This is a genomic window from Streptomyces sp. P1-3 (genome assembly GCF_050613155.1).
Taxonomy (GTDB): domain Bacteria; phylum Actinomycetota; class Actinomycetes; order Streptomycetales; family Streptomycetaceae; genus Streptomyces.
This window is the reverse complement of the sequence record NZ_CP192512.1, coordinates 2,284,258-2,301,841: the sequence shown is the minus strand read 5'-3', so window position 1 is coordinate 2,301,841 and position 17,584 is coordinate 2,284,258. Positions and strand designations below refer to the sequence as shown.

The 17,584-nt window shown below is 70.4% G+C and carries 18 protein-coding genes; 3 read left to right on the top strand and 15 right to left on the bottom strand.

The window, feature by feature from the left end; all coding sequences use genetic code 11:
* The first annotated feature begins 6 nt into the window (after window positions 1–6).
* A complete protein-coding gene (locus tag ACQUSR_RS09460) occupies window positions 7–1,032 on the top strand; it encodes a 6-phosphofructokinase (RefSeq protein WP_431042111.1) in 1,026 nt (341 codons plus the stop codon).
* A 66-nt stretch (window positions 1,033–1,098) separates the two neighbouring features.
* Here the strand turns inward: ACQUSR_RS09460 and ACQUSR_RS09455 are convergent, their stop codons facing one another.
* From ACQUSR_RS09455 to ACQUSR_RS09405, 11 genes are all read right to left on the bottom strand, one after another.
* Window positions 1,099–1,785, bottom strand: a complete 687-nt coding sequence (locus ACQUSR_RS09455) for an XRE family transcriptional regulator (protein ID WP_431042110.1) — start codon at window positions 1,783–1,785, stop codon at window positions 1,099–1,101.
* Window positions 1,786–1,906: 121 nt separating this feature from the next.
* A complete protein-coding gene (locus ACQUSR_RS09450) occupies window positions 1,907–2,527 on the bottom strand; it encodes a helix-turn-helix domain-containing protein (RefSeq protein ID WP_431042109.1) in 621 nt (206 codons plus the stop codon).
* Between the two features lie 158 nt (window positions 2,528–2,685).
* Window positions 2,686–3,579: a carbohydrate ABC transporter permease gene (locus tag ACQUSR_RS09445; protein ID WP_431042108.1), complete on the bottom strand. Its 894-nt coding sequence runs from the start codon at window positions 3,577–3,579 to the stop codon at window positions 2,686–2,688.
* A gap of 83 nt (window positions 3,580–3,662) precedes the next feature.
* On the bottom strand, window positions 3,663–4,502 hold the full coding sequence (locus ACQUSR_RS09440; RefSeq protein WP_431042107.1) for an alpha/beta fold hydrolase: 840 nt from the start codon (window positions 4,500–4,502) through the stop codon (window positions 3,663–3,665).
* Window positions 4,503–4,515: 13 nt separating this feature from the next.
* Window positions 4,516–4,872 (bottom strand): hypothetical protein, encoded by a 357-nt coding sequence (locus tag ACQUSR_RS09435; RefSeq protein WP_431042106.1) that lies wholly within the window; start codon window positions 4,870–4,872, stop codon window positions 4,516–4,518.
* 119 nt (window positions 4,873–4,991) lie between these two features.
* Entirely contained in the window at window positions 4,992–5,234 is a 243-nt protein-coding gene (locus ACQUSR_RS09430; RefSeq protein WP_431042105.1) for a chaplin, read from the bottom strand.
* Between the two features lie 129 nt (window positions 5,235–5,363).
* Window positions 5,364–6,173, bottom strand: a complete 810-nt coding sequence (locus ACQUSR_RS09425; RefSeq protein WP_431042104.1) for a hypothetical protein — start codon at window positions 6,171–6,173, stop codon at window positions 5,364–5,366.
* Between the two features lie 47 nt (window positions 6,174–6,220).
* Window positions 6,221–6,802, bottom strand: coding sequence for a hypothetical protein (locus tag ACQUSR_RS09420; protein ID WP_431042103.1), 582 nt, complete (start codon window positions 6,800–6,802; stop codon window positions 6,221–6,223).
* A 34-nt stretch (window positions 6,803–6,836) separates the two neighbouring features.
* Window positions 6,837–8,054, bottom strand: coding sequence for a mucin-2 (locus ACQUSR_RS09415; protein WP_431042102.1), 1,218 nt, complete (start codon window positions 8,052–8,054; stop codon window positions 6,837–6,839).
* A gap of 116 nt (window positions 8,055–8,170) precedes the next feature.
* Window positions 8,171–8,605, bottom strand: coding sequence for a hypothetical protein (locus ACQUSR_RS09410; RefSeq protein WP_431042101.1), 435 nt, complete (start codon window positions 8,603–8,605; stop codon window positions 8,171–8,173).
* Window positions 8,577–8,873 (bottom strand): hypothetical protein, encoded by a 297-nt coding sequence (locus ACQUSR_RS09405; protein WP_431042100.1) that lies wholly within the window; start codon window positions 8,871–8,873, stop codon window positions 8,577–8,579. The genes ACQUSR_RS09410 and ACQUSR_RS09405 overlap by 29 nt, the downstream gene beginning before the upstream one ends.
* A 207-nt stretch (window positions 8,874–9,080) precedes the next feature.
* On the opposite strand from ACQUSR_RS09405, the gene ACQUSR_RS09400 reads away from it, so the two are divergent.
* Window positions 9,081–9,953 carry a helix-turn-helix domain-containing protein gene (locus ACQUSR_RS09400; RefSeq protein WP_431042099.1) on the top strand — a complete coding sequence of 291 codons (873 nt, stop codon included), beginning with the start codon at window positions 9,081–9,083 and terminating at the stop codon, window positions 9,951–9,953.
* Window positions 9,950–10,162 carry a DUF397 domain-containing protein gene (locus ACQUSR_RS09395; protein ID WP_431042098.1) on the top strand — a complete coding sequence of 71 codons (213 nt, stop codon included), beginning with the start codon at window positions 9,950–9,952 and terminating at the stop codon, window positions 10,160–10,162. The genes ACQUSR_RS09400 and ACQUSR_RS09395 overlap by 4 nt, the downstream gene beginning before the upstream one ends.
* Here the strand turns inward: ACQUSR_RS09395 and ACQUSR_RS09390 are convergent.
* From ACQUSR_RS09390 to ACQUSR_RS09375, 4 genes are all read right to left on the bottom strand, one after another.
* Window positions 10,152–11,177, bottom strand: coding sequence for a phytoene/squalene synthase family protein (locus ACQUSR_RS09390; protein ID WP_431042097.1), 1,026 nt, complete (start codon window positions 11,175–11,177; stop codon window positions 10,152–10,154). The two genes, ACQUSR_RS09395 and ACQUSR_RS09390, sit on opposite strands and share 11 nt — an antisense overlap.
* 29 nt (window positions 11,178–11,206) lie before the next feature.
* Window positions 11,207–12,151 (bottom strand): carbohydrate ABC transporter permease, encoded by a 945-nt coding sequence (locus tag ACQUSR_RS09385; RefSeq protein ID WP_431042096.1) that lies wholly within the window; start codon window positions 12,149–12,151, stop codon window positions 11,207–11,209.
* Window positions 12,148–13,512, bottom strand: coding sequence for an ABC transporter substrate-binding protein (locus ACQUSR_RS09380; RefSeq protein ID WP_431042095.1), 1,365 nt, complete (start codon window positions 13,510–13,512; stop codon window positions 12,148–12,150). Before ACQUSR_RS09380 ends, ACQUSR_RS09385 begins: the two co-directional genes overlap by 4 nt.
* Before the next feature lie 100 nt (window positions 13,513–13,612).
* Window positions 13,613–17,440 carry a hypothetical protein gene (locus ACQUSR_RS09375; RefSeq protein WP_431042094.1) on the bottom strand — a complete coding sequence of 1,276 codons (3,828 nt, stop codon included), beginning with the start codon at window positions 17,438–17,440 and terminating at the stop codon, window positions 13,613–13,615.
* Between the last annotated feature and the right edge of the window lie 144 nt (window positions 17,441–17,584).

Below are 17,584 nucleotides of genomic sequence, written 5' to 3'. Positions count from 1 at the left end.
AGCACGATGCGCATCGGAGTTCTCACCGCGGGCGGAGACTGCCCCGGCCTCAACGCTGTGATCCGGTCGGTCGTGCACAGAGCAGTCGCCGGCCACGGGGACGAGGTCATCGGTTTCGAGGACGGCTTCAAGGGCCTCCTGGAAGGCCGCCACCGCAAGCTGGACCTGGACGCGGTCAGCGGCATCCTGGCCCGCGGCGGCACCATCCTCGGCTCCTCGCGCCTGGAGCGCGCCCGGCTGCGCGAGGCATGCGAGACCTCCAAGGAGCTGGCCCGCGACTACGGCATCGACGTACTGATCCCGATCGGCGGCGAGGGCACCCTGACCGCCGCGCGGATGCTCGCCGACTCCGGCCTGCCGATCGTCGGCGTGCCCAAGACCATCGACAACGACATCTCCGCCACGGACCGCACCTTCGGCTTCGACACCGCCGTCGGCGTCGCCACCGAGGCCATGGACCGGCTCAAGACCACCGCCGAGTCGCACCAGCGCGTCATGGTCGTGGAGGTCATGGGGCGGCACGCGGGCTGGATCGCGCTGGAGTCCGGCATGGCGGCGGGCGCGCACGGCATCTGCCTCCCGGAGCGCCCCTTCCAGGTCGACGACCTGGTGGAGATGGTCGAGGAGCGGTTCTCGCGCGGCAAGAAGTTCGCGGTTGTGTGCGTGGCCGAGGGCGCCCACCCGGCCGAGGGCAGCATGGAGTACAAGAAGGGCGAGATCGACCAGTACGGCCACGAGCGCTTCGCCGGCATCGGCAACCGCCTCGCGGTCGAGCTGGAGCGCCGCCTGGGCAAGGAGGCCCGCCCGGTCATCCTCGGCCACGTGCAGCGCGGCGGCACCCCCACCGCGTACGACCGGGTGCTCGCCACCCGCTTCGGCTGGCACGCGGTCGAGGCGGCGCACCGCGGCGACTTCGGCATGATGACGGCACTGCGCGGCACGGACATCGTGATGGCGCCCATCGCGGACGCGGTCGCCGAGCTGAAGACCGTGCCGGTCTCGCGGATGGACGAGGCCGAGTCGGTCTTCTGACACACGTCGGTCTTCTGACACCGCCGTGGCGGTCGCCGCCGCGGCGTTACGGCAGGAGCCGCGGCGTTACGGCAGGACCTGTTCCCAGAAGCGCTCCAGCACGCCGTCCAGGAACTCCCGTCCCGAGTCGCCCGACGCCGCGGCGCTGTCGCCCTCGCCCCAGTTGAGGGAGGCGACCATGCGGGCCTGGTACTCGCCGTGCAGTTGCTGGAGTACGGCGTCGATCCGGGTGCGCGGCAGCGGCACCAGCTTCGCGACCGGGCGCGTGTAGGCCTGCCAGCGGGTGGTCGCCGCGCTGCGCAGCAGGTCCGCCAGCTTCCCGTCGCGCCCCGTCAGCTCGAACTGGTCCGGCAGGGAGAGCCCCAGCACCTCGCCGAGCAGCACGTCCTGCCGCTCGTTCCCCGGCCACCGGCCCGTACGCTCCGCCTCCTGGTACGCGGGCAGGTCCATGCCGACGAGACGGGCCACGTCCTCGGCCGCCAGTCCGCGCGCCATGCGGTGCTCACGCAGCGTGGTCGGCGTCGCCATCAGATCGCCCGGGGCGCACCACAGGGCCCCGGCCAGTGCCGCCAGCTCCGCCGTGCCGGGCGCGGCCTCGCCCCGCTCCCAGGCGGCCACGTCCGCCGGGGGCACCCTGAGCCCGTAGGCCGCCCACATGCCGTGGGACACATGGGCATGTGTCATGCCCAGGGCCTCGCGCAGACGACGGGCGGCCAGGGCGTTGAACGGCGGTGGTGGCTGGTGCACGCGCACAACGTAAGGTCGGCCACCGGGCTGGGCATAGCCTCCGATCGCCCAAGCCCGCACGTCGTACGAAGGTACGGGGACGGGGCCTGGCGGAGGTACGGACGGGAGGCTCGGGCAAAAACCCCGACTACCGCGAGGCGCCCTCGACCCGGTCCCAGAAGTGCTGCACGATCCCGTCCAGGAACTCCCGCGCCTGTGCCGCCGCGTTGTCCGCCACCGCGCCCCGGGTCAGCGTCGCCGCCATCCGCACCTGGTAGTCCCCGTACAGGGACTTCAACGCCCCTTCCAACTGGGGCTTGGGCAGCGGCACCAGCTTGCCGACCTTCTTCACGTACGCCTGCCAGCGGGTGTCGACCGCCGACCGCAGCAGCTCGGCCAGGGCCGCGTCCCGCCCGGTGACCTCGAACAGGGCGCGCAGCGGAAGCCGGAGCACGTCGGCGAGATGAGCGGCCTGGGCGTCGTTGCCGGTCCACTTGCCGGACTGCTCCATGCGCTCGTACTCCTGCGGGTCCATACTGATCCGCATCGCCACGTCGATCGGCGCGAGCCCCTGTGCCACCCGGTGCTCGCGCAGCGTGCTCGGCGACCCCAGCAGGTCGCCCGGCGAACACCACAAGGCCCCCGCCAGCGCGATCAGTTCGGTCTCCGTGGGGAACGCCTCGCCGAGCTCCCAGGCGGCGACGGTCGCCGGATGCACCTGGAGGCCGTACGCGGCCTGGATGCCGTAGGAGACGTGGGCGTGCGTCATTCCCAGCGCCTCGCGGAGTCGGCGTGCGGCACTGGGGTCAAACGACGGGGGGCGGGGCTCGGCCGTATTGGACGGGTGCACAAGCGAACCGTAGCGGCACATCCGTACGTTTGCATGATGCCTTCGTGCATCGTCCCTACATCGTCATGACCCTGCCATTAACCCTTGACCGACCCGCTGAGTGCGAAGCCCCCGCCCAGCCGCCGGGCGATGAGCACATAAAGCAGCACAACCGGGGTCGAATACAGCAGGGAAAAGGCCGCGAGCTGGCCATAGGCGATCGAACCGTAGTTGCCGAAGAACGTGAAAATGCTGACCGAGGCCGGAAGCTGGTCGGGTGAGAGCAACAGCATGAAAGGGACGAAGAAATTGCCCCACATCATGATGAAGCTGTAGATCGTCACCACGGTGATGCCCGGCCCCATCAGCGGCAGGATGACCCGCGTCAGCGTCTGGAGCCACGACGCCCCGTCCGTCCACGCCGCCTCCTCCAGGGCCACCGGCACCCCGTCCATGAAGTTCTTCAACAGCCAGATGGCGAACGGGAGTTGCGAGGCGGCCAGGAAGAGTGCCGTGCCGTACAGGGTGTCGATGAGATCGGTCTGTACGAACAGGCCGTAGACCGGCACCATGATCGCCGTGATCGGCAGGCACGTGCTGAACAGGATCGTCAGCAGATACGGCCGCACCAGCCGGGACCGGAACCGGGAGAGCGGATAGGCGGCCAGCGCCGCGCAGCCGACCGTGACCACCGCCGCGCCCCCGCACATCAGCAGGCTGTTGAGCATCGGCGTGAAAGTGATCTCGTCCGTCCACACGGCGGAGAAGTTGTCGAGGGTCGGCGAGCCGGGTGCTTCGACGCGCAAGGACGCCTCCGAGTCCACGGAGGCGAACAGCAGCCACAGCAGCGGGACGAGGAAGGCGGCGGCGACGGTCAGGAGCGCGAGGTCGGCGGCCAGTCGGCGCCGCATGCGGCGGGAGGACCGGGCACGGCGGGCGGGGGCGGCGGCGGGCGCTGCGGGCGCGGCGGGAGTTGCGTGCACGGCGGGCATCCGTCCATGGAAGCGCCCACCGTGCCGATGGGGAAGACGGCACGCGCCCGCCGATACGCGGCGCCCGACGCCTGCGCGGCCGGCTATCCCAGGAACGCCGCGACGGTCGCCGTGAACCGGTCGGGATCGTCGAGCCACGGGAAGTGCCCGGCACCGGACTGAACGACGAACTCGGCGTTCGGAAACAGCCCGGCGAATTCGGCCATCGCGGGAGGCGGGGAATTCAGATCGACCTCCCCGGCGAGCAGGAGCACCGGCGAGCCGAACCGCGCCAGCGCCGCACGGGTGGCGTCCGGGTCGAAAGCGCCCTCTGCGCCGAAGACAGCCGCGGCGCCCGCGTTCGTCTGCCCTTCCTCGGCGGCCAGATGGGCTTGCGCCGCCTCGTCCCAGCGGCCGTAGCAGAACGGCGCGATGGCCTGCCAGGATGCCTCGGTCGCCTTTCCGGCGACGATCGCTTCCAGGGCCGCGAATGCCGCCGGGAACCACGGCTCGTCCTTGCGGAGCAGCGCCGTCTCGCGCCGGACGTCGCCGGTGACGGGGACCCCGACGGCCATGACGCTCGGCGTGATCAGCGCGAGCCTGGCGACGTGCTGCGGATGGCGGCCGACGTACAGTGCGGCCAGATTCGCGCCGGCGGAGTGCCCGAGCAGGTCGATCCGGTCGAGGCCAAGGTGCTCGCGCAGGGCCTCCACGTCGTCGACGAGCCGGTCGCAGCGGTACGAGGCGGTGTCCTGCGGCACCGCCGACTCACCGGTGCCCCGAAGGTCCAGCGTGATCAACTGCCGGTGCGCGGAAAGGCCGCCGAGGTCGCCGAGGTATGCGGAGGCCTGCATCGGCCCTCCGGGCAGGCAGACCACGGGGGCGCCGTTTCCCGCGACGTGGTAGGCGAGCTTGGTTCCGTCGTGCGTGGAGAAGATGGGCATGGCGATGACCTTGTCACGAAGAGGGCCAGTCAACCAGGGAGTGGAAGATCATATAAGCGAGGATCAGTGAGCACGGCGCGAGGACGGCGAGAAGGCTGCGGCGGAGGCGATGGCGCAGCCGCCAGGGCAGGAACCAACTGGCCAGGAGCAGCCCCAGGGGGAGTAGGAGGCCGTAGAGATAGACCGTGGTGGCGGTGGGGACGTCCGCATTGCACCGGTCGATCTCGGTCTCGGTGCCGACGTCACACGACATTCCGGCGAATCCGACGCCTATGGAGCAGAGGTAGGCGATGGGGAGCGTGACCAGGGTGGAGAGCAGCGGCGCGATCCAAGCACCACGGTGGCGGGAATGCGGCGTGTAGTCGGACATACGTGCCACCCAACCCCGTCGCGGGGGCGGTCGCATGAGTTGTCGTACTCAGATGGTCGAGGGCCGTGGGCCCCGCTCACCGTGTCGGGTGGGCGGGGCGTGGCGTTCGCCCTCTGGGCTCAGAGGTTCTCGCATACGTTGCCGAAGGTCGGATTGAGCGCCCCGATCACGGTGATGGTGTTCCCGCAGGCGTTCACCGGCACGTGCACGGGTGCTTGCACGAGGTTTCCGCTGACAATGCCCGGCGAGTTCGTGGCTTTGCCGTTTGCGTTGGCTCCACCGTGCGCGAGGGCGGTGCCCGCGCAGGCGAGGGTGGCGGCGGAGGCCAGTGCCGCGGCGGCGACGGCGGTACGAGCGAGCATGTCATCTCCTACGGGTAGAGGATCGTCGGACAACCCAACTGCCCGGTCGTCCGGCAGGACACGGCACCTGCGGGTGACCTGCCGAACGAGCGCGTCATCCATCCGTGGTCGACGTCCCTTTACCTCGACCTACCTCGAAGCCGGGGCCTCGACGAGGAGTTGGTCCGCGTCCGGCAGGAGATCCGTGATCTTCTGCCAGAGTTCCTTGGCGGTCGTGCGCCGGACCCGCAGTTCGCTGTGCTCGTCGACTTCGCCCTCACGCACGGGTTCCGCGGGGGATTCCCGGATCCAGTAGCCCTCGATCCCGCAGTCCCAGGCAGCGAGCGCCGAGATGGACATGCCGTTGTCCTGTGGCTCGCTTCCGCGCCATGCCACCGTCATCCGCCACATGCAGTTCAGGTTGGCGAGGACCTCCGCGAGGCGGTGCGGGGCGCCGGCCGCCGCGGCCGCTTCGCCGAAGTCCTCGACCCGCCCGGACTCGATCCGCTCCAGCGCGCCGTCCAGCGCGCCCATGGTCGACACGATCTCTTCGCTCGCGTCAGGGGTCTCCGCTGCCTCGCGGTGCAGATCCACCATGCGCGAGAGCGCCCACACCAGCATCGGGGGCTCGACCGGTACGTATTCCGACTCGTCCTCACCCGGCCAGCCCTCGTGGGTGAACATGAAGTCGTCCCCGATGACGGCGCCGCTGCTCACGACGCCCTGGGAGCCCGTGACCTCGATGCGGACGATGACGTGCGGCTCCATCAGGGTCGACAGGAGCGGGTAGAGGTCGGCCGCCAGGCCGCCCTCGTCGTCGACGATCCCCGCTTCCTTGAGTTCGGCCAGCGGCAGGGACAGCTCGTCGGGCAGGTCTTCCTCCTCGACGAGGAATCCCAGGACGCTGACGTGCGAGTCCGCCAGCCGAAGGCGTCGTCGTGCGGTATCAATGGCAGGCATGTTCATTTCCTAGTAAGCGAAGAATCGGGTTGCCGGCGGCAATTGAGCTATTCGCTCAGTCGGCTCAAAACGCGCCCGGGCGCGGAGACCAGCGCGCCACGGACGGACAAGTTCCGCGTGTATACGCTCTCCAGGAGAATCGCCAGGCTGATGTCCAGTCCATCCGCCGCGCCTTGGCAGATTCCGGAGATCGTCTGCGGATTCTTCCAGTGTGAGCGTGTCATCCGGACTCCGGCGCCGCTGCGCCGAAGCTCGTGGCCGCGCCTGTTCCGGTGCTCCGCGTAGACGTATTCCCGGCCCTCCGCCGCGATGCGAAGTGCCCGCCCTCGTCTGGTGAGGCCCCAGGCATTCCGGGACAAGGAAGCGGGATTACCGGCGACGCTCAGTTCACCTTCGGCCAGCGACGGGCGTCCGGCGTACTCGCGGCCGAAGTACGAGGTCGCCGGAAGGTACTGCCCCGTGACGGAGGCCCGGAAATGAAGCCCCCGATAGTCGGCGCGCTCGGTGGGGTACGCCACCTCGACGGCGCCCAGGCTGCCCACCGTCCCGGACCATGTGAACACCTGGTCGCGGAGGTTGATCCGGTTCGTGCTTCCAGTGCGTTGCAGCTCGAAAGAGAGTTCGCTCATGTCTGTCGTGCACCTCCTCTCGGACTCGTTGCCGTCAGTCGAATGGATTGAGCGCGCTGCCCAGCTTCTTCGCGCCTTCCACGGCCTTCCCGGCCCCTTCGCCGATCTTGTCCTTGGCCCAGCGCCCGGCGTCGGCCACCTTTCCGGGAAACTTCTTCACCGTATCCCAGTTGTCGACGATGAGGGCGACGCCGTAGACCGCCCCGGTGACCGCGGCGGCGCCGATGGTGATCGGGTTGGGGGCGACCATCGCGGCGGTGAGCGAGGCGTTGAACGCGACGCCGGAAACGTCCGCGACGTACCCGGCCTTGTCCCGCTTGAACGCCTCTACCGGGTTCCCCTTCTGATAGAGGTCCCAGGCGCCCATGGCGGTGGACGCCACGCCGCCCACGACACCGGTGGCCCGCCAGAACCCCGCCGTGCGCCCCGCCGCCCCCACCCCGGAGGCGAGCTGCGCCATCTTCCCCGCGCCCGCCACCTTCTTGGCGTCGGCCACGTTCTTGCCGACCTTGAGGAGGTTCGCCTCCCACGCCCACAGCTTTCCGCCGTGCAATTGCGCGAGCTTGTCCGACCCTGCCAGTGCGTTGAGGATCGGCGCGGGTGTCCTGGAGCCGATACTGGCGCCGAGCCGGGCGATGCGCGCGGGGATGTAGCTCGGCGGCCGCCCCTTCAGGATCTGCGCCAGGGTGGTTCCGGGAGCCTTCAGCGGATGTCCCTTGAGGTACTTCTTCAGGTTGAGCGTCCCGACGACGGCCATCTTGAACGCCCCTGGGACTTCCGAGGCGAATGCCGTCAGCCTGATGTAGTCACTGACCACCTCACCCAGATTGCTGTTGTCGGTGATCTTGGCGATCGCCTCACCCTTGACCCGGGCCCGCCATTCGTCGAGTGTCTCGTGCGGCTGCCGCTTGATCCACTCGAATTCCTTGTCGCCGCTGGCGGCGGCGGCGCCCGCCAGGAGGGCGATGTCCGGATTCAGCGCGAGCGTCCTGGCGTCCTTCATCGACCAGCCGGCCCACAGCAGACCGCCCAAGGGGTCCCCGTCTTCGGCGCGCGCGATGGCGGCCCGCTTCCGCAGGTCCGGGGCCGTGGTGGTGATCCACGTCCGCATCGGCGTGAGCGTCGCCAGCTTGCCGCTCACGTTGAGCGTCTTCGCCCTGGTGAAGGCCTCGTTGAGGTCGTCGCTCAGGCCGCCCTTTCCGTCCAGGAGCTTGGCGAGTTGCTCCAGATCCTCCGGATTGACGTTACGCATTCCCCGTACCCCTCTGGTGTCCCCGTGCGCCTGGACCGATGGAGCCAGGCATTGTCAGAGTGGGACGATGATAGGCGTCGGCAAGATGGAGTTGAGTCAAATGCTCCGCCGGCGTCTCATCCAGTGGCCAGCGACAGCGCGACGACGGCGCCGCACGTGACGGACATCCCGACGAGGAAGAGCACCCCTGAGTAGGCCAGGGCGCGCCGGGCCGCGAGCCTCAGGGCCGGCGGGAGCCGTGGGGTGCGCGGCTTGGCGTGGGCGCGGGGGAGTTGGGGTCGTCGTTCCGTGGGCTCGGGGCCGGGCGCGGGGGTGGTGGGGGTCGGGTCGACCCGCCAGTGCCTGTGGGTGGTGACGAGGAACTGGCGGTGGGTGGGACTGTCTCGCGTGTGGGCGATCGCCCACACGCCGACGGGGCGGGTGTCGTCGTCGACGAGGCCGGATTCCTGCCCGCAGGTGATGCATTGCGCGCCGTAGATGCCTTGAGGGGCGCCCTCGGCGGTCTCGGGGCTGAGCATCCATTCAGAGCCCTTGATGACGGTGCGGTCCATCGTGGCGCTCCTCCGCTCGTTGCAGCAGTTCCGTCTCGATGACCAGCGACTTGCGTTCGGTGTGGTCGTCCAGGCGCGACCAGACGTAGGCGTGCTCGGCGTCCACGCCCGCCCACCCGCTGCCGACCTGGACCACGACGCCCTCGAAGGGTTCGGGTTGCTCCCGGGCGAACCGGTCCGGGTGGACGTAGGAGATGCCGCGTACGCGGTCGCCGATACGGAAGGGCGCTTTGTCGTTTAAGTGTTCGGGTGGCTTGTGTGCAGGCATAGCTGTCCCTGGGGGCAGAGTTGGGGGTTTCGCCCTCTTCGTTCATCGGGCTCAACTACCGTGGCGCGTGGGGGCGTTAAACCGCAAGCGAAACGGACGGGTGTCAGCCCTCGTCAGGAAAGTGGCACATGCCTGCGCGAGCACATGGGCTGTTGCCACGGACGCAAGGCGCGGCAGACTGCGCGCATCGACCCGAGAGGCAAGCACATGGCACAACGAGCACGGCCAACAGCGCGGCGCATCGAACTCGGTTATGAGCTGCGTCAGTTACGGAAGAGCGCCGGGCTCACGCTTGAGCAGGCCGTCCAGGAGCTCCCGTTCAGCGACACGAAGCTGTATCGGGTCGAGACCGGATTGCAGGACCTGCGGAACTCCGGCGACCTGCGCAAGCTGCTCGCTCGCTATGGCGTCACGGACGAGGGCGTCATCGAACACTTGGTGGCGCTCCAGCGTGAGGCGTCCAGCCAGGACTGGTGGACGCGGACCGAGAGCATGCTCCCGGCGGGGATGGCGAGGCGCGTTGCCACCGAGTCCATTGCTCAGGAGATCCGCGCCTTCCACCCCTGCTTGATCGTGGGGCTGCTCCAAACCGAGGCGTACGCTCAGGCCCTCTTCGAACTCGCGAAGCCGATCCACGAGACCACAACGGAGTTCATCGAAAAGGGCGTCGCCGCTCGGATGAAGCGGCAGGAGCAGCTGACTCGGGAGGAAGACCCGCTGAAACTCTGGGTCGTGCTCTACGAACCAGCTCTGCGTTATCGCGTCGGCGGGTCCGACGTGATGCGGGAGCAGTACGACGCGATTGCCAAGCTGGTGATGCGCGACAACGTGACCGTGCAGGTTCTCCCGCAGACAACGCGGGGGTACATCGCCCCACACGACTTCAGCATCAAGTACTTGGGTGACACGCTGCCGTCCACGGTGACGGTGGACACCCCGTGGGCTACTTCGGCGTTCTCCGACAAGCCCCGCGAGGTCGGCAGGTTCAACCGCCAGTTCAACGCCCTGGTGGCGTCTTCGCTCCCGCCCGAGGACACTCCGAATTTTCTGCAACGACTATCACGAGAGATCACGGAATGAGCACCGGCACGTACAACTGGTTCAAGTCCTCCTACAGCGACGGCGCTGGCAACGGCTGCGTGGAGGTCGCCAACCTCATACACACCGCCCACCACGGCGTGGGAATCCGCGACTCCAAGAACCCCGACGGGCCCTCCCTCCTCGTCACCCCCGACGGCTGGGCCTCGTTCATCTCCTCCGTCCGGCGCGGCGAGTTCCCTACCCCATAGGCAGCCGCATCCCCGCCGCTACCTGGAGGCGGGCGTGCACGATGCCCAGCGTGTCGTCGATGAGGCGGGACGCCGAGGGGCGGCTGGTGGGGACGGGGACGGGGATCGTGACCGGGGTGCGCGTCAGCGCGGCGCCCCGGCTCTCGATGGGGTCCATGAGGAGTCGCAGGGCGACCAACGCGGGCCGCAGCAGCAGCCGCCCCTCCGGGGCGGCTTGGTCGAGTGCTCTGAGGGCCGCGTCCACGGCGGTTCGGGCTCTCTGGCAGGCGTGGGCCAGCAGTGCCCGGACGGCGGGGGTGTCACGGCCGGATTCCAAATCGATGCGGGTGACGCCGAAGCGCGCCAGATCCGCCTCCGTCAGGGTGAGTTTGCCCGCGCGCAGGTCTGTGGACAGGTCCGCGAGGTCGTCCACCCGCTGTGCCGCTTCGACGAACATCCGTGCCCAGGGGCCGGGGCCGGTCTTGTCCGCGCCCCTGGGGCGGCAGACGGCCAGCATGAGGCGGATGATGGTCAGCCCGGCGCGGTCGATGTAGTCGTCGTACTCGCGCTCGGTGGCGTATCCGGTGCAGAAGAGCTGTTCTGCTTGTGCGGCCAGATGCGTGTGCACGTCGTCGTGCGGAATGCCGCGCGCGGCCAGTGTGTGGAGGAAGGCGCGCAGGTACGGTTCGTCGGCTCGCCCGGTGGCCAGCCCGCCGCGTACCTCGTCGGCCCAAGCGTGGTACCGCCTGTGGTCACGCTGGCGCACCGGTGCGTCGACCAGGGCGTCCCCGCGGCCGCCGAACGCGACGACGGCGAACAGGTGGGGTTGCCACGCGGACGGCAGCACGAATCGGACGCACGCGTATTCAGTCGGGCACTGGCGGGCCAACCGCCGTGCCGTCTGGGTGTAGTCGTCGCGCACCCGGTCGCCACGGACACCGGCGGCGTCCAGCGCGTGGTTCCAGGGCGCGACCACTCCCGGCAGGCGGAGCCACGAGGGAATGCTCCGGATCGGCACGTACGGGACTCTTGTCACAAAGGGACGGTATCCGTCGGAGCCGCCCGTCACACCTCCGTTCTCAGTAGCCGCAGGTACACCGCCGAGAACAGCGCGCCCACGAGCAACAGCAGCAGCGCCACCGCCGTGCCGTAGCCGATCAGGGCCTTCAGGAACGCCTGGTCGTACATGAACACCGGCAGGGTCTGGCTGCGGTTGCCCGGGCCGCCGCGCGTCATCGCCCAGATCAGGCCGAAGACCGAGAGGGTCTGGAGGGTGTTGAGCATGAGGTTGGTGCCGATGGAGCGGCGGATCATCGGCAGGGTGATGTACCAGAGCCTTCGCACCCCGCTCGCCCCGTCGACCTCCGCCGCCTCCGTGACCTCCTTGGGGATCTCGGCGAGCGCTGCTGAGTAGACGAGCATGGAGAACGCCGTACCGCGCCAGACGTTGGCGAAGGACACGGCCAGGATGGGCAGCGTGTACAGCCAGTTCTGTGACGGCAGATGCAGCCAGTCCAGGACCGCGTTCAACGTGCCCTCGCGGCGGAAGAAGGCGTACAGCAGGAAGCCCGCGACGATTTCCGGCACCACCCACGCGGCGATGACCACCGACCCGACGGCTGTCCGGACTCCTCGGGACGCGCGGCGCATCAGGGCCGCCAGCACCAGCCCCAGGGTGTTCTGGCCGATGATGGACGAGATGACCGTGAAGACGAAGGTCAGGACGACGGCGTTGCGGAAGTCCGGGTCCTGGAAGGCGCGCTGGAAGTTGTCGAATCCGACGAAGTGCGTGGACGCCGAGCCGGTCAGCTGCATGTCGGTGAACGCGATGTACACGCAGTAGCAGATCGGCCCGCCGAGGAAGAGCAGCAACAGGATCGTGGCGGGGGCCAGCGGCAGCCAGCGCAGCGGGCCACGGCGGCGCGTGCCCTTCGCCGCACCCGATGTCGTCGCACCCGATGTCGCCCCACCCGATGCCGCCACACCCGATGTCATCGGTCCCGAAGTCATCGGTCCCGCTTCACGACGGCGCCGTCGGTGATGTCGCCGAGTTGGTCCGCGTAGGCGTCCGCCGCCTTCGCCGGGGACGCGTCGCCGGTCGTCACGGCTTCCATCGCTTCGCCGATCGCGGACGACACCTGCGGATAGACCGGCAGCGCGGGCCGGTAGTGGGTGTGGCGCACGAGGGCGGTGAAGAACTCGATGCCGGGCATCGAGGAGAGGTATTCCGGGTCCTCGGCGACGTCCTTGCGCACCGCGATCTGCGCGCCGACCACGTCCCACTCGACCGCGTTGGCCTTCGTCTGGAGGGTTTCGACGACCTTCCACGCCAGGTCTGGTTTGGTGGACTTGGCGGTGATCGACCAGGTCCAGCCGCCGGACATGCTGACCGTGCCGGGGGCCTGGCCGTGCTGGGTGGGCATCGGCGCCCGTCCCAGCACCTTCGACCACTCGGGCCACGGCTTGCCGCCTGTCCTGACCCAGTTCTGGCCCATCCAGGAACCGTCGAGGGCGATGGCGAGCCTGCCTTCGGGCAGCCATTCGTTGGCCACGATGGTGCCGACGTTGGCGTCGAGGGCGTCGGAGGGGTCCGGGCCCAGCTTCTCGGCGAAGACGGTCCGTACGAAACCGAGGGCGTCCTCGAAGCCGGGGCCGCCCGCGACCCACTTCTTCTCGCCGGGGTCGTACAGCGGGTCCTCGCCCGTGCCGTACAGCAGCATCTCGAAACCCTGCATGACGGCGGCCTCGCCCGGGGCCTTGCCGGTGTAGACGTTGAGCGGGGTGACGCCGGGGACCTTCTTCTTGATGGTCCGGGCGGCCTGGAGGATCTCGTTCCAGTCCTTGGGCCGCCAGTCGGCGGGCAGTCCGGCCTTGGCGAAGATCTCCTTGTTGAACCACAGGCCACGGGTGTCGGTGCCGTCCGGGACCCCGTAGGTCCTGCCGTCCTCGGCCTTGGCCGCGGCCTTCGCGGTGCCGACGAACTGGTCCCAGTTCTTCCAGGATTTGAGGTAGTCGTCGATCGGGCGCAGGTAACCGGCCGCGATGTCGGAGTTGATCCGGAAGGTGTCCTCGTAGACGACGTCGGGCGCGGTCTTCGCGGACCGCATCATCTGCTGGATCTTGGTGGCGTAGTCGTTCTGGGACGCCTGGATCGGGATGAGCTTGATCTTCTTGCCGGGGTTGGCCTCCTCGAACTGCTTCTTGACGCCGTCGAGGAAGCGGTCCTGGAATCGGATCTTGTTGTCGGTGCTGCGGTTGTACGCGACCTTGACGGTGTCCGGGTCGTCGCCGGAGCCGCCGCAGGCGGTGAGCGTGGCGGCGGCGGTGGCGGTGAGGGCGGCGGCGAGGATCAGCGGGGCGGTGGGGCGCACGGGCACGACCTCCTAGTAGCCTCGGCGGGCTGCCCCGTGACGCTATGGTCGCTCTGGGTGAAAATCAATCCCCGGCGTGCCTGCGGCGGCGGGGGGCCTGTCAGCAGATGTCGCGGTACGGCACCTCCGGGATGTACGTCTCCCAGTCCGCGCGGGACAGGCCGCCGCCCGCGCGCTCGCAGACGGTGGCGGTGGCGCGGTCGGGGTCGATCGCGTAGGCCCGCAAGGGGACGTGCTCTCCGGCCACCAGCAGGGTCCGGTCGTCCTCGCCGAACGCGACGGACTGGACGGCGTCGCCCGCGGTGGGCAGCGGACCGCCGAGGGGGCGGCCGGAGACGGCGTCCCACAGCCGCACCGTGCCGTTGTCGCCGCCGACGGCCAGCATCGTGCCGTCGTGGGAGTAGGCGACGGCGTTCGCCGGCTCCTCTCCACCGCCCGCCGAGACGGTCCCCGTGAGCGAGCCCATACGCCGCGTGGTGCGGCCGTCATACACGGTCACCCTGCCGGAGGCCTCACCCATGGCGAACCGGTCGCCGTCGGGGCTGTAGGCCAGTGAAAGGCCTTCCGGCATGCCGGTGGCGTCCTTGGCCCGACGCCCCGACGGCAGGTCGAAGCTCATCCCGTAGGTGGTGGCGAGCCGGCGCCCGTCGGGCCGCACCGCCACGGCACCCACCGGAAAGGCCGACGAGTACGTCACGTCCGCACCCGCGGGCCGGACCGTCCTGGTGCCGCGGCCTGTGTCCCACTTCACCAGGGCGGGTTCGGGGCCCCGCCGGTAGGCGAACAGGAACGTGCCGTCGTGGCTCAGCGCGATCGCGTCGACGACCTGGCCCTGTTCGGACGTCGTGGCGAGCACGAGCTCCGTCCGCCGGCGGTTCTCCCGCAGGTCCCACACCCTGATCCGCTGCGGGTGCAGCAGGTTGCCGTCCCCGTCCCTTGCGCTGACCCCGTAGGCCAGCACCCGCCCGTCGCCGCTGAACGCCATGTGCGCCCAGCATGACTGGCGCTCGCTCGTCCCGCAGTCGACGGGCGGCAGCACGGCCGTCCGGCCGCCACCGGCGGTGGGCCGCACCTCGAACCGCGTCGGTCCGCCGTCGAAGCGGGCCGTGGCGGCCAGGCGTCCGTCCGGGCTGAACGCGGCACTCAAGGAGGGACGGCGGTGCCACGAGGAGACGGCGGCATCGCCCAGGAACAGCGTCCGCACGGTGGCGTCCCCACTGTCGAACCCCTCCCCGTAGCGGATCACCCCGTGGTCCAGGTCCAGCCGCAACTCCCAGAGAGCCTCACCGGAGAGGCGGTGCCGGTAGACGCGCTGGTACGAGTCGCCCAGGATCCGCCACAGCGTGATCTCCTCGTCGGCCACCCCGGCGAGGAACCGGCCGTCGCGGCTGAACACCACGTCCTGCAACTGTCCGACGTGGTCGACACCGGGCAGTTTCCTCCCGGAGCCGAGGTCCCAGACGCGCAGATCCTCTCCGGCCACCAGCAGCTTGTGGCCCTGCGGATCGAAGAGCAGTTCCGGCGCGCTGGCGGACTCACCACCGGCACCGCACGCAGCGCGGGACACCGCCGCCGAGCGGAGGGTCCGCAGCTGCCGCCGCGCCGCGACGTCCCACACCTCCAGGGAGGACTCCCTGCACAGGGCCAGGTGCCGGTCGTCCCCGCTCACGACCGGCAGTTGGATGTCGTCGCCCTGGCGTGCGAACACCCTGCGCCCCCGCCGGGGGTCCCACAGCTCCACCGATGTGCCGCTCGTCACCAGGACGGTGCGCCCACTCGGGGCGTATGACGCCGAGCCGCCGGAGGGAGTGATGGGCCGGCCGACCGGTTTCCCGGAGGCCACGTCGCGGATCCGCAATCCGTCAGCCACGTTCATCAGCAGCCGTCGCCCGTCCGGGGAGAGGTCCGCTATCTGCTCGTCGTCGGCGATCCGGAAACCGCCCACTCGCCGATGCCCGACCACATCCGACCCGAGCACGCGGTCATCCGAAGCCGTGACCAGCCTCCGCCCATCGGCGCTGAGCCACATCTGGCCCTCGGCGCCTGCTCCCGGCACCGTGAACGAGCCCTGCTCCTGCTGCGCGACAGCGCCCAGGAGCGCCGCCCGCGCCTCCACCGTGTCGCTGATCCGCCACGCCGCCGCGCTCAGCCGCATCGCCGTCGCCGGGTCCGTGGCGCGCATGTTCTCCGCGATCGACGCGATACGGCGGGAGGTGGCCTCCGCGCGGCGCCGGTCGCCCTCCCGGCTCTGCTGCCACGCGACCGCGCCCGCCACCAGGGCCAGGACCAGCAGCAGGGACAGTGAACCGAGCACGGCCCGGAGGCGGCGGCGGTCGCGGGTTCGGCCGCGGCCGCTCGCGGTGAGGAACGCCCGCTCCAGCTCGGTGAGGTCACCTCCCTCCGGGGACGGGGACGCGCCGAACGCCTCCTCCGCGTCCGCCAGGCGCGCGCCGCGGTACAGGGCGCCCGGGTCGCGGTCCAGTTCGTCCCACGCCCGCGCGGCCTCCGTCAGCTTCCGGTGTACGCGCAGGCGTCCGCGGTCCTCTTCGATCCAGCCCCGCAGCCGCGGCCACGCCGTGATCAGCGCCTCGTGGGCGAGGTCGACCATCCCGTCGTCCACGGTGACCAACCGGGCCCGTACCAGGCGCTCCAGGACCACCGAGGCGTCGCCCGCCCCGGTCTCCAGCTCGGCGCGCTCCGCCGGGCGCCGGGTGTCCTGGGCGCCCTCGCCCGGGGTGATCAGCCGGAGCAGGAGGCGGCGGGCGAGGTCCGCCTGCCGCGGGGACAGTTCGCCGTGGACCCGCTCCGCCGTCGCGGCGATCGCGCCGTGGACCCCGCCCACGGCCTCGTACGCCTCCTCCGTGAGCGTCCGGCCGCGCCGCCGGCGCCAGGTCTCCAGCAGGGCGTGGGACATCAGCGGCAGGCCGCCCGGCTCGTCGGCGACCTCGGCCACGATCCGGGCGGTCAGGGTCCGCTCCACGATCAGGCCCGCCGCGGCGGCCGGCTTCACGATCGCCTCGCGCAGCTCGGCCCGCCCCATCGGGCCGACGAGCAGCGTGGCGTCGCGCAGCGCGGCGGTCAGCGCGCGGTGTTCGGCGCACCGGCCGAAGAAGTCGGCCCGTACGGCGACGACGACCCGCAGCTTGCTGCCGGGGTCGCGTGCGGCGAGCAGGGCGTCGATGAACTCCGTGCGCTCCGCCGGATCCTGGCAGAGCGTGAAGACCTCCTCGAACTGGTCGACGACCAGCCAGGTGTCGCCGTCCCCGGCCTTCGGGACCAGCGCGTCGCGATGCGTACGGGCCGGGTGCTCGCCCGGGGTGAGGACGCGGATGACGGCGGGCGGCGGCTCGCCGGGCGTACCCGGTGTGCCGTTCGCGCGGTCGATGCCGTTCGTGCCGTTTGTGCTGCTCGTGCTCGTGCTCGTGCTCGTGCCGTTCCGGAGCGCGGGGATCAGGCCCGCCCGCAGCAGCGAGGACTTGCCGCTGCCCGACGGGCCGAAGACGGCGGCGAACCGGTTGCGCCGCGCCAGGTCCGTGACGTCGGCCACGAGCCGGTCCCGGCCGAAGAAGCGTTCATGGTCGCCCGGCTCGAAGCGGGCCAGGCCCCGGTACGGCGGTTCGGCGGCGGCGTCGTCCGCGGCCCGCTCACCGGCCGCGGCCTCCGCCGCTTCCGCGGCCGCCGCGCGCCAGCGCGCCTCCCAGTCCGCCCGGTCGCCGCCGCACGCGTCCACGTACGCCAGCGTCACCGGCAGCGACGGCAGTTGCTCGCCCGCCGCCGCCTGGGACAGCGTCGTGACCGAGTACCGGGCGCGCTGCGCCATCGCCCGGTAGGTCAGCCCCCCGGCCTCCTGCCGCAGCTTCCGCAGCTCGTAGGCGAAGCGCTGGACCGGCCCCGCGCTCGGATCCAACGGGCTCTCACGTCGGCCCACCCGTTCCCCTCCCCATGCTTCCCCCGTCCGACGCACCCCCGCCCACCTGCCCGTTCGTGATTGTTCAGTCCGTCGGGAGGGGGGTGCCGAACAACCGTACAGCCGCTGGAATGGCGGAGCGGACGCGTCGTGCGTCCCTCGCGG

Coding starts and splice junctions, on each gene's coding strand:
- ACQUSR_RS09460 (WP_431042111.1), top strand. CDS start 7: ATGCGCATCGGAGTTCTCACCGCGGGCGGAGACTGCCCCGGCCTCAAC.
- ACQUSR_RS09450 (WP_431042109.1), bottom strand. CDS start 2,527: ATGACGCACGCCCACGTCTCCTACGGCATCCAGGCCGCGTACGGCCTC.
- ACQUSR_RS09445 (WP_431042108.1), bottom strand. CDS start 3,579: ATGCCCGCCGTGCACGCAACTCCCGCCGCGCCCGCAGCGCCCGCCGCC.
- ACQUSR_RS09440 (WP_431042107.1), bottom strand. CDS start 4,502: ATGCCCATCTTCTCCACGCACGACGGAACCAAGCTCGCCTACCACGTC.
- ACQUSR_RS09435 (WP_431042106.1), bottom strand. CDS start 4,872: ATGTCCGACTACACGCCGCATTCCCGCCACCGTGGTGCTTGGATCGCG.
- ACQUSR_RS09430 (WP_431042105.1), bottom strand. CDS start 5,234: ATGCTCGCTCGTACCGCCGTCGCCGCCGCGGCACTGGCCTCCGCCGCC.
- ACQUSR_RS09425 (WP_431042104.1), bottom strand. CDS start 6,173: ATGCCTGCCATTGATACCGCACGACGACGCCTTCGGCTGGCGGACTCG.
- ACQUSR_RS09420 (WP_431042103.1), bottom strand. CDS start 6,802: ATGAGCGAACTCTCTTTCGAGCTGCAACGCACTGGAAGCACGAACCGG.
- ACQUSR_RS09415 (WP_431042102.1), bottom strand. CDS start 8,054: ATGCGTAACGTCAATCCGGAGGATCTGGAGCAACTCGCCAAGCTCCTG.
- ACQUSR_RS09410 (WP_431042101.1), bottom strand. CDS start 8,605: ATGGACCGCACCGTCATCAAGGGCTCTGAATGGATGCTCAGCCCCGAG.
- ACQUSR_RS09405 (WP_431042100.1), bottom strand. CDS start 8,873: ATGCCTGCACACAAGCCACCCGAACACTTAAACGACAAAGCGCCCTTC.
- ACQUSR_RS09400 (WP_431042099.1), top strand. CDS start 9,081: ATGGCACAACGAGCACGGCCAACAGCGCGGCGCATCGAACTCGGTTAT.
- ACQUSR_RS09395 (WP_431042098.1), top strand. CDS start 9,950: ATGAGCACCGGCACGTACAACTGGTTCAAGTCCTCCTACAGCGACGGC.
- ACQUSR_RS09385 (WP_431042096.1), bottom strand. CDS start 12,151: ATGACTTCGGGACCGATGACATCGGGTGTGGCGGCATCGGGTGGGGCG.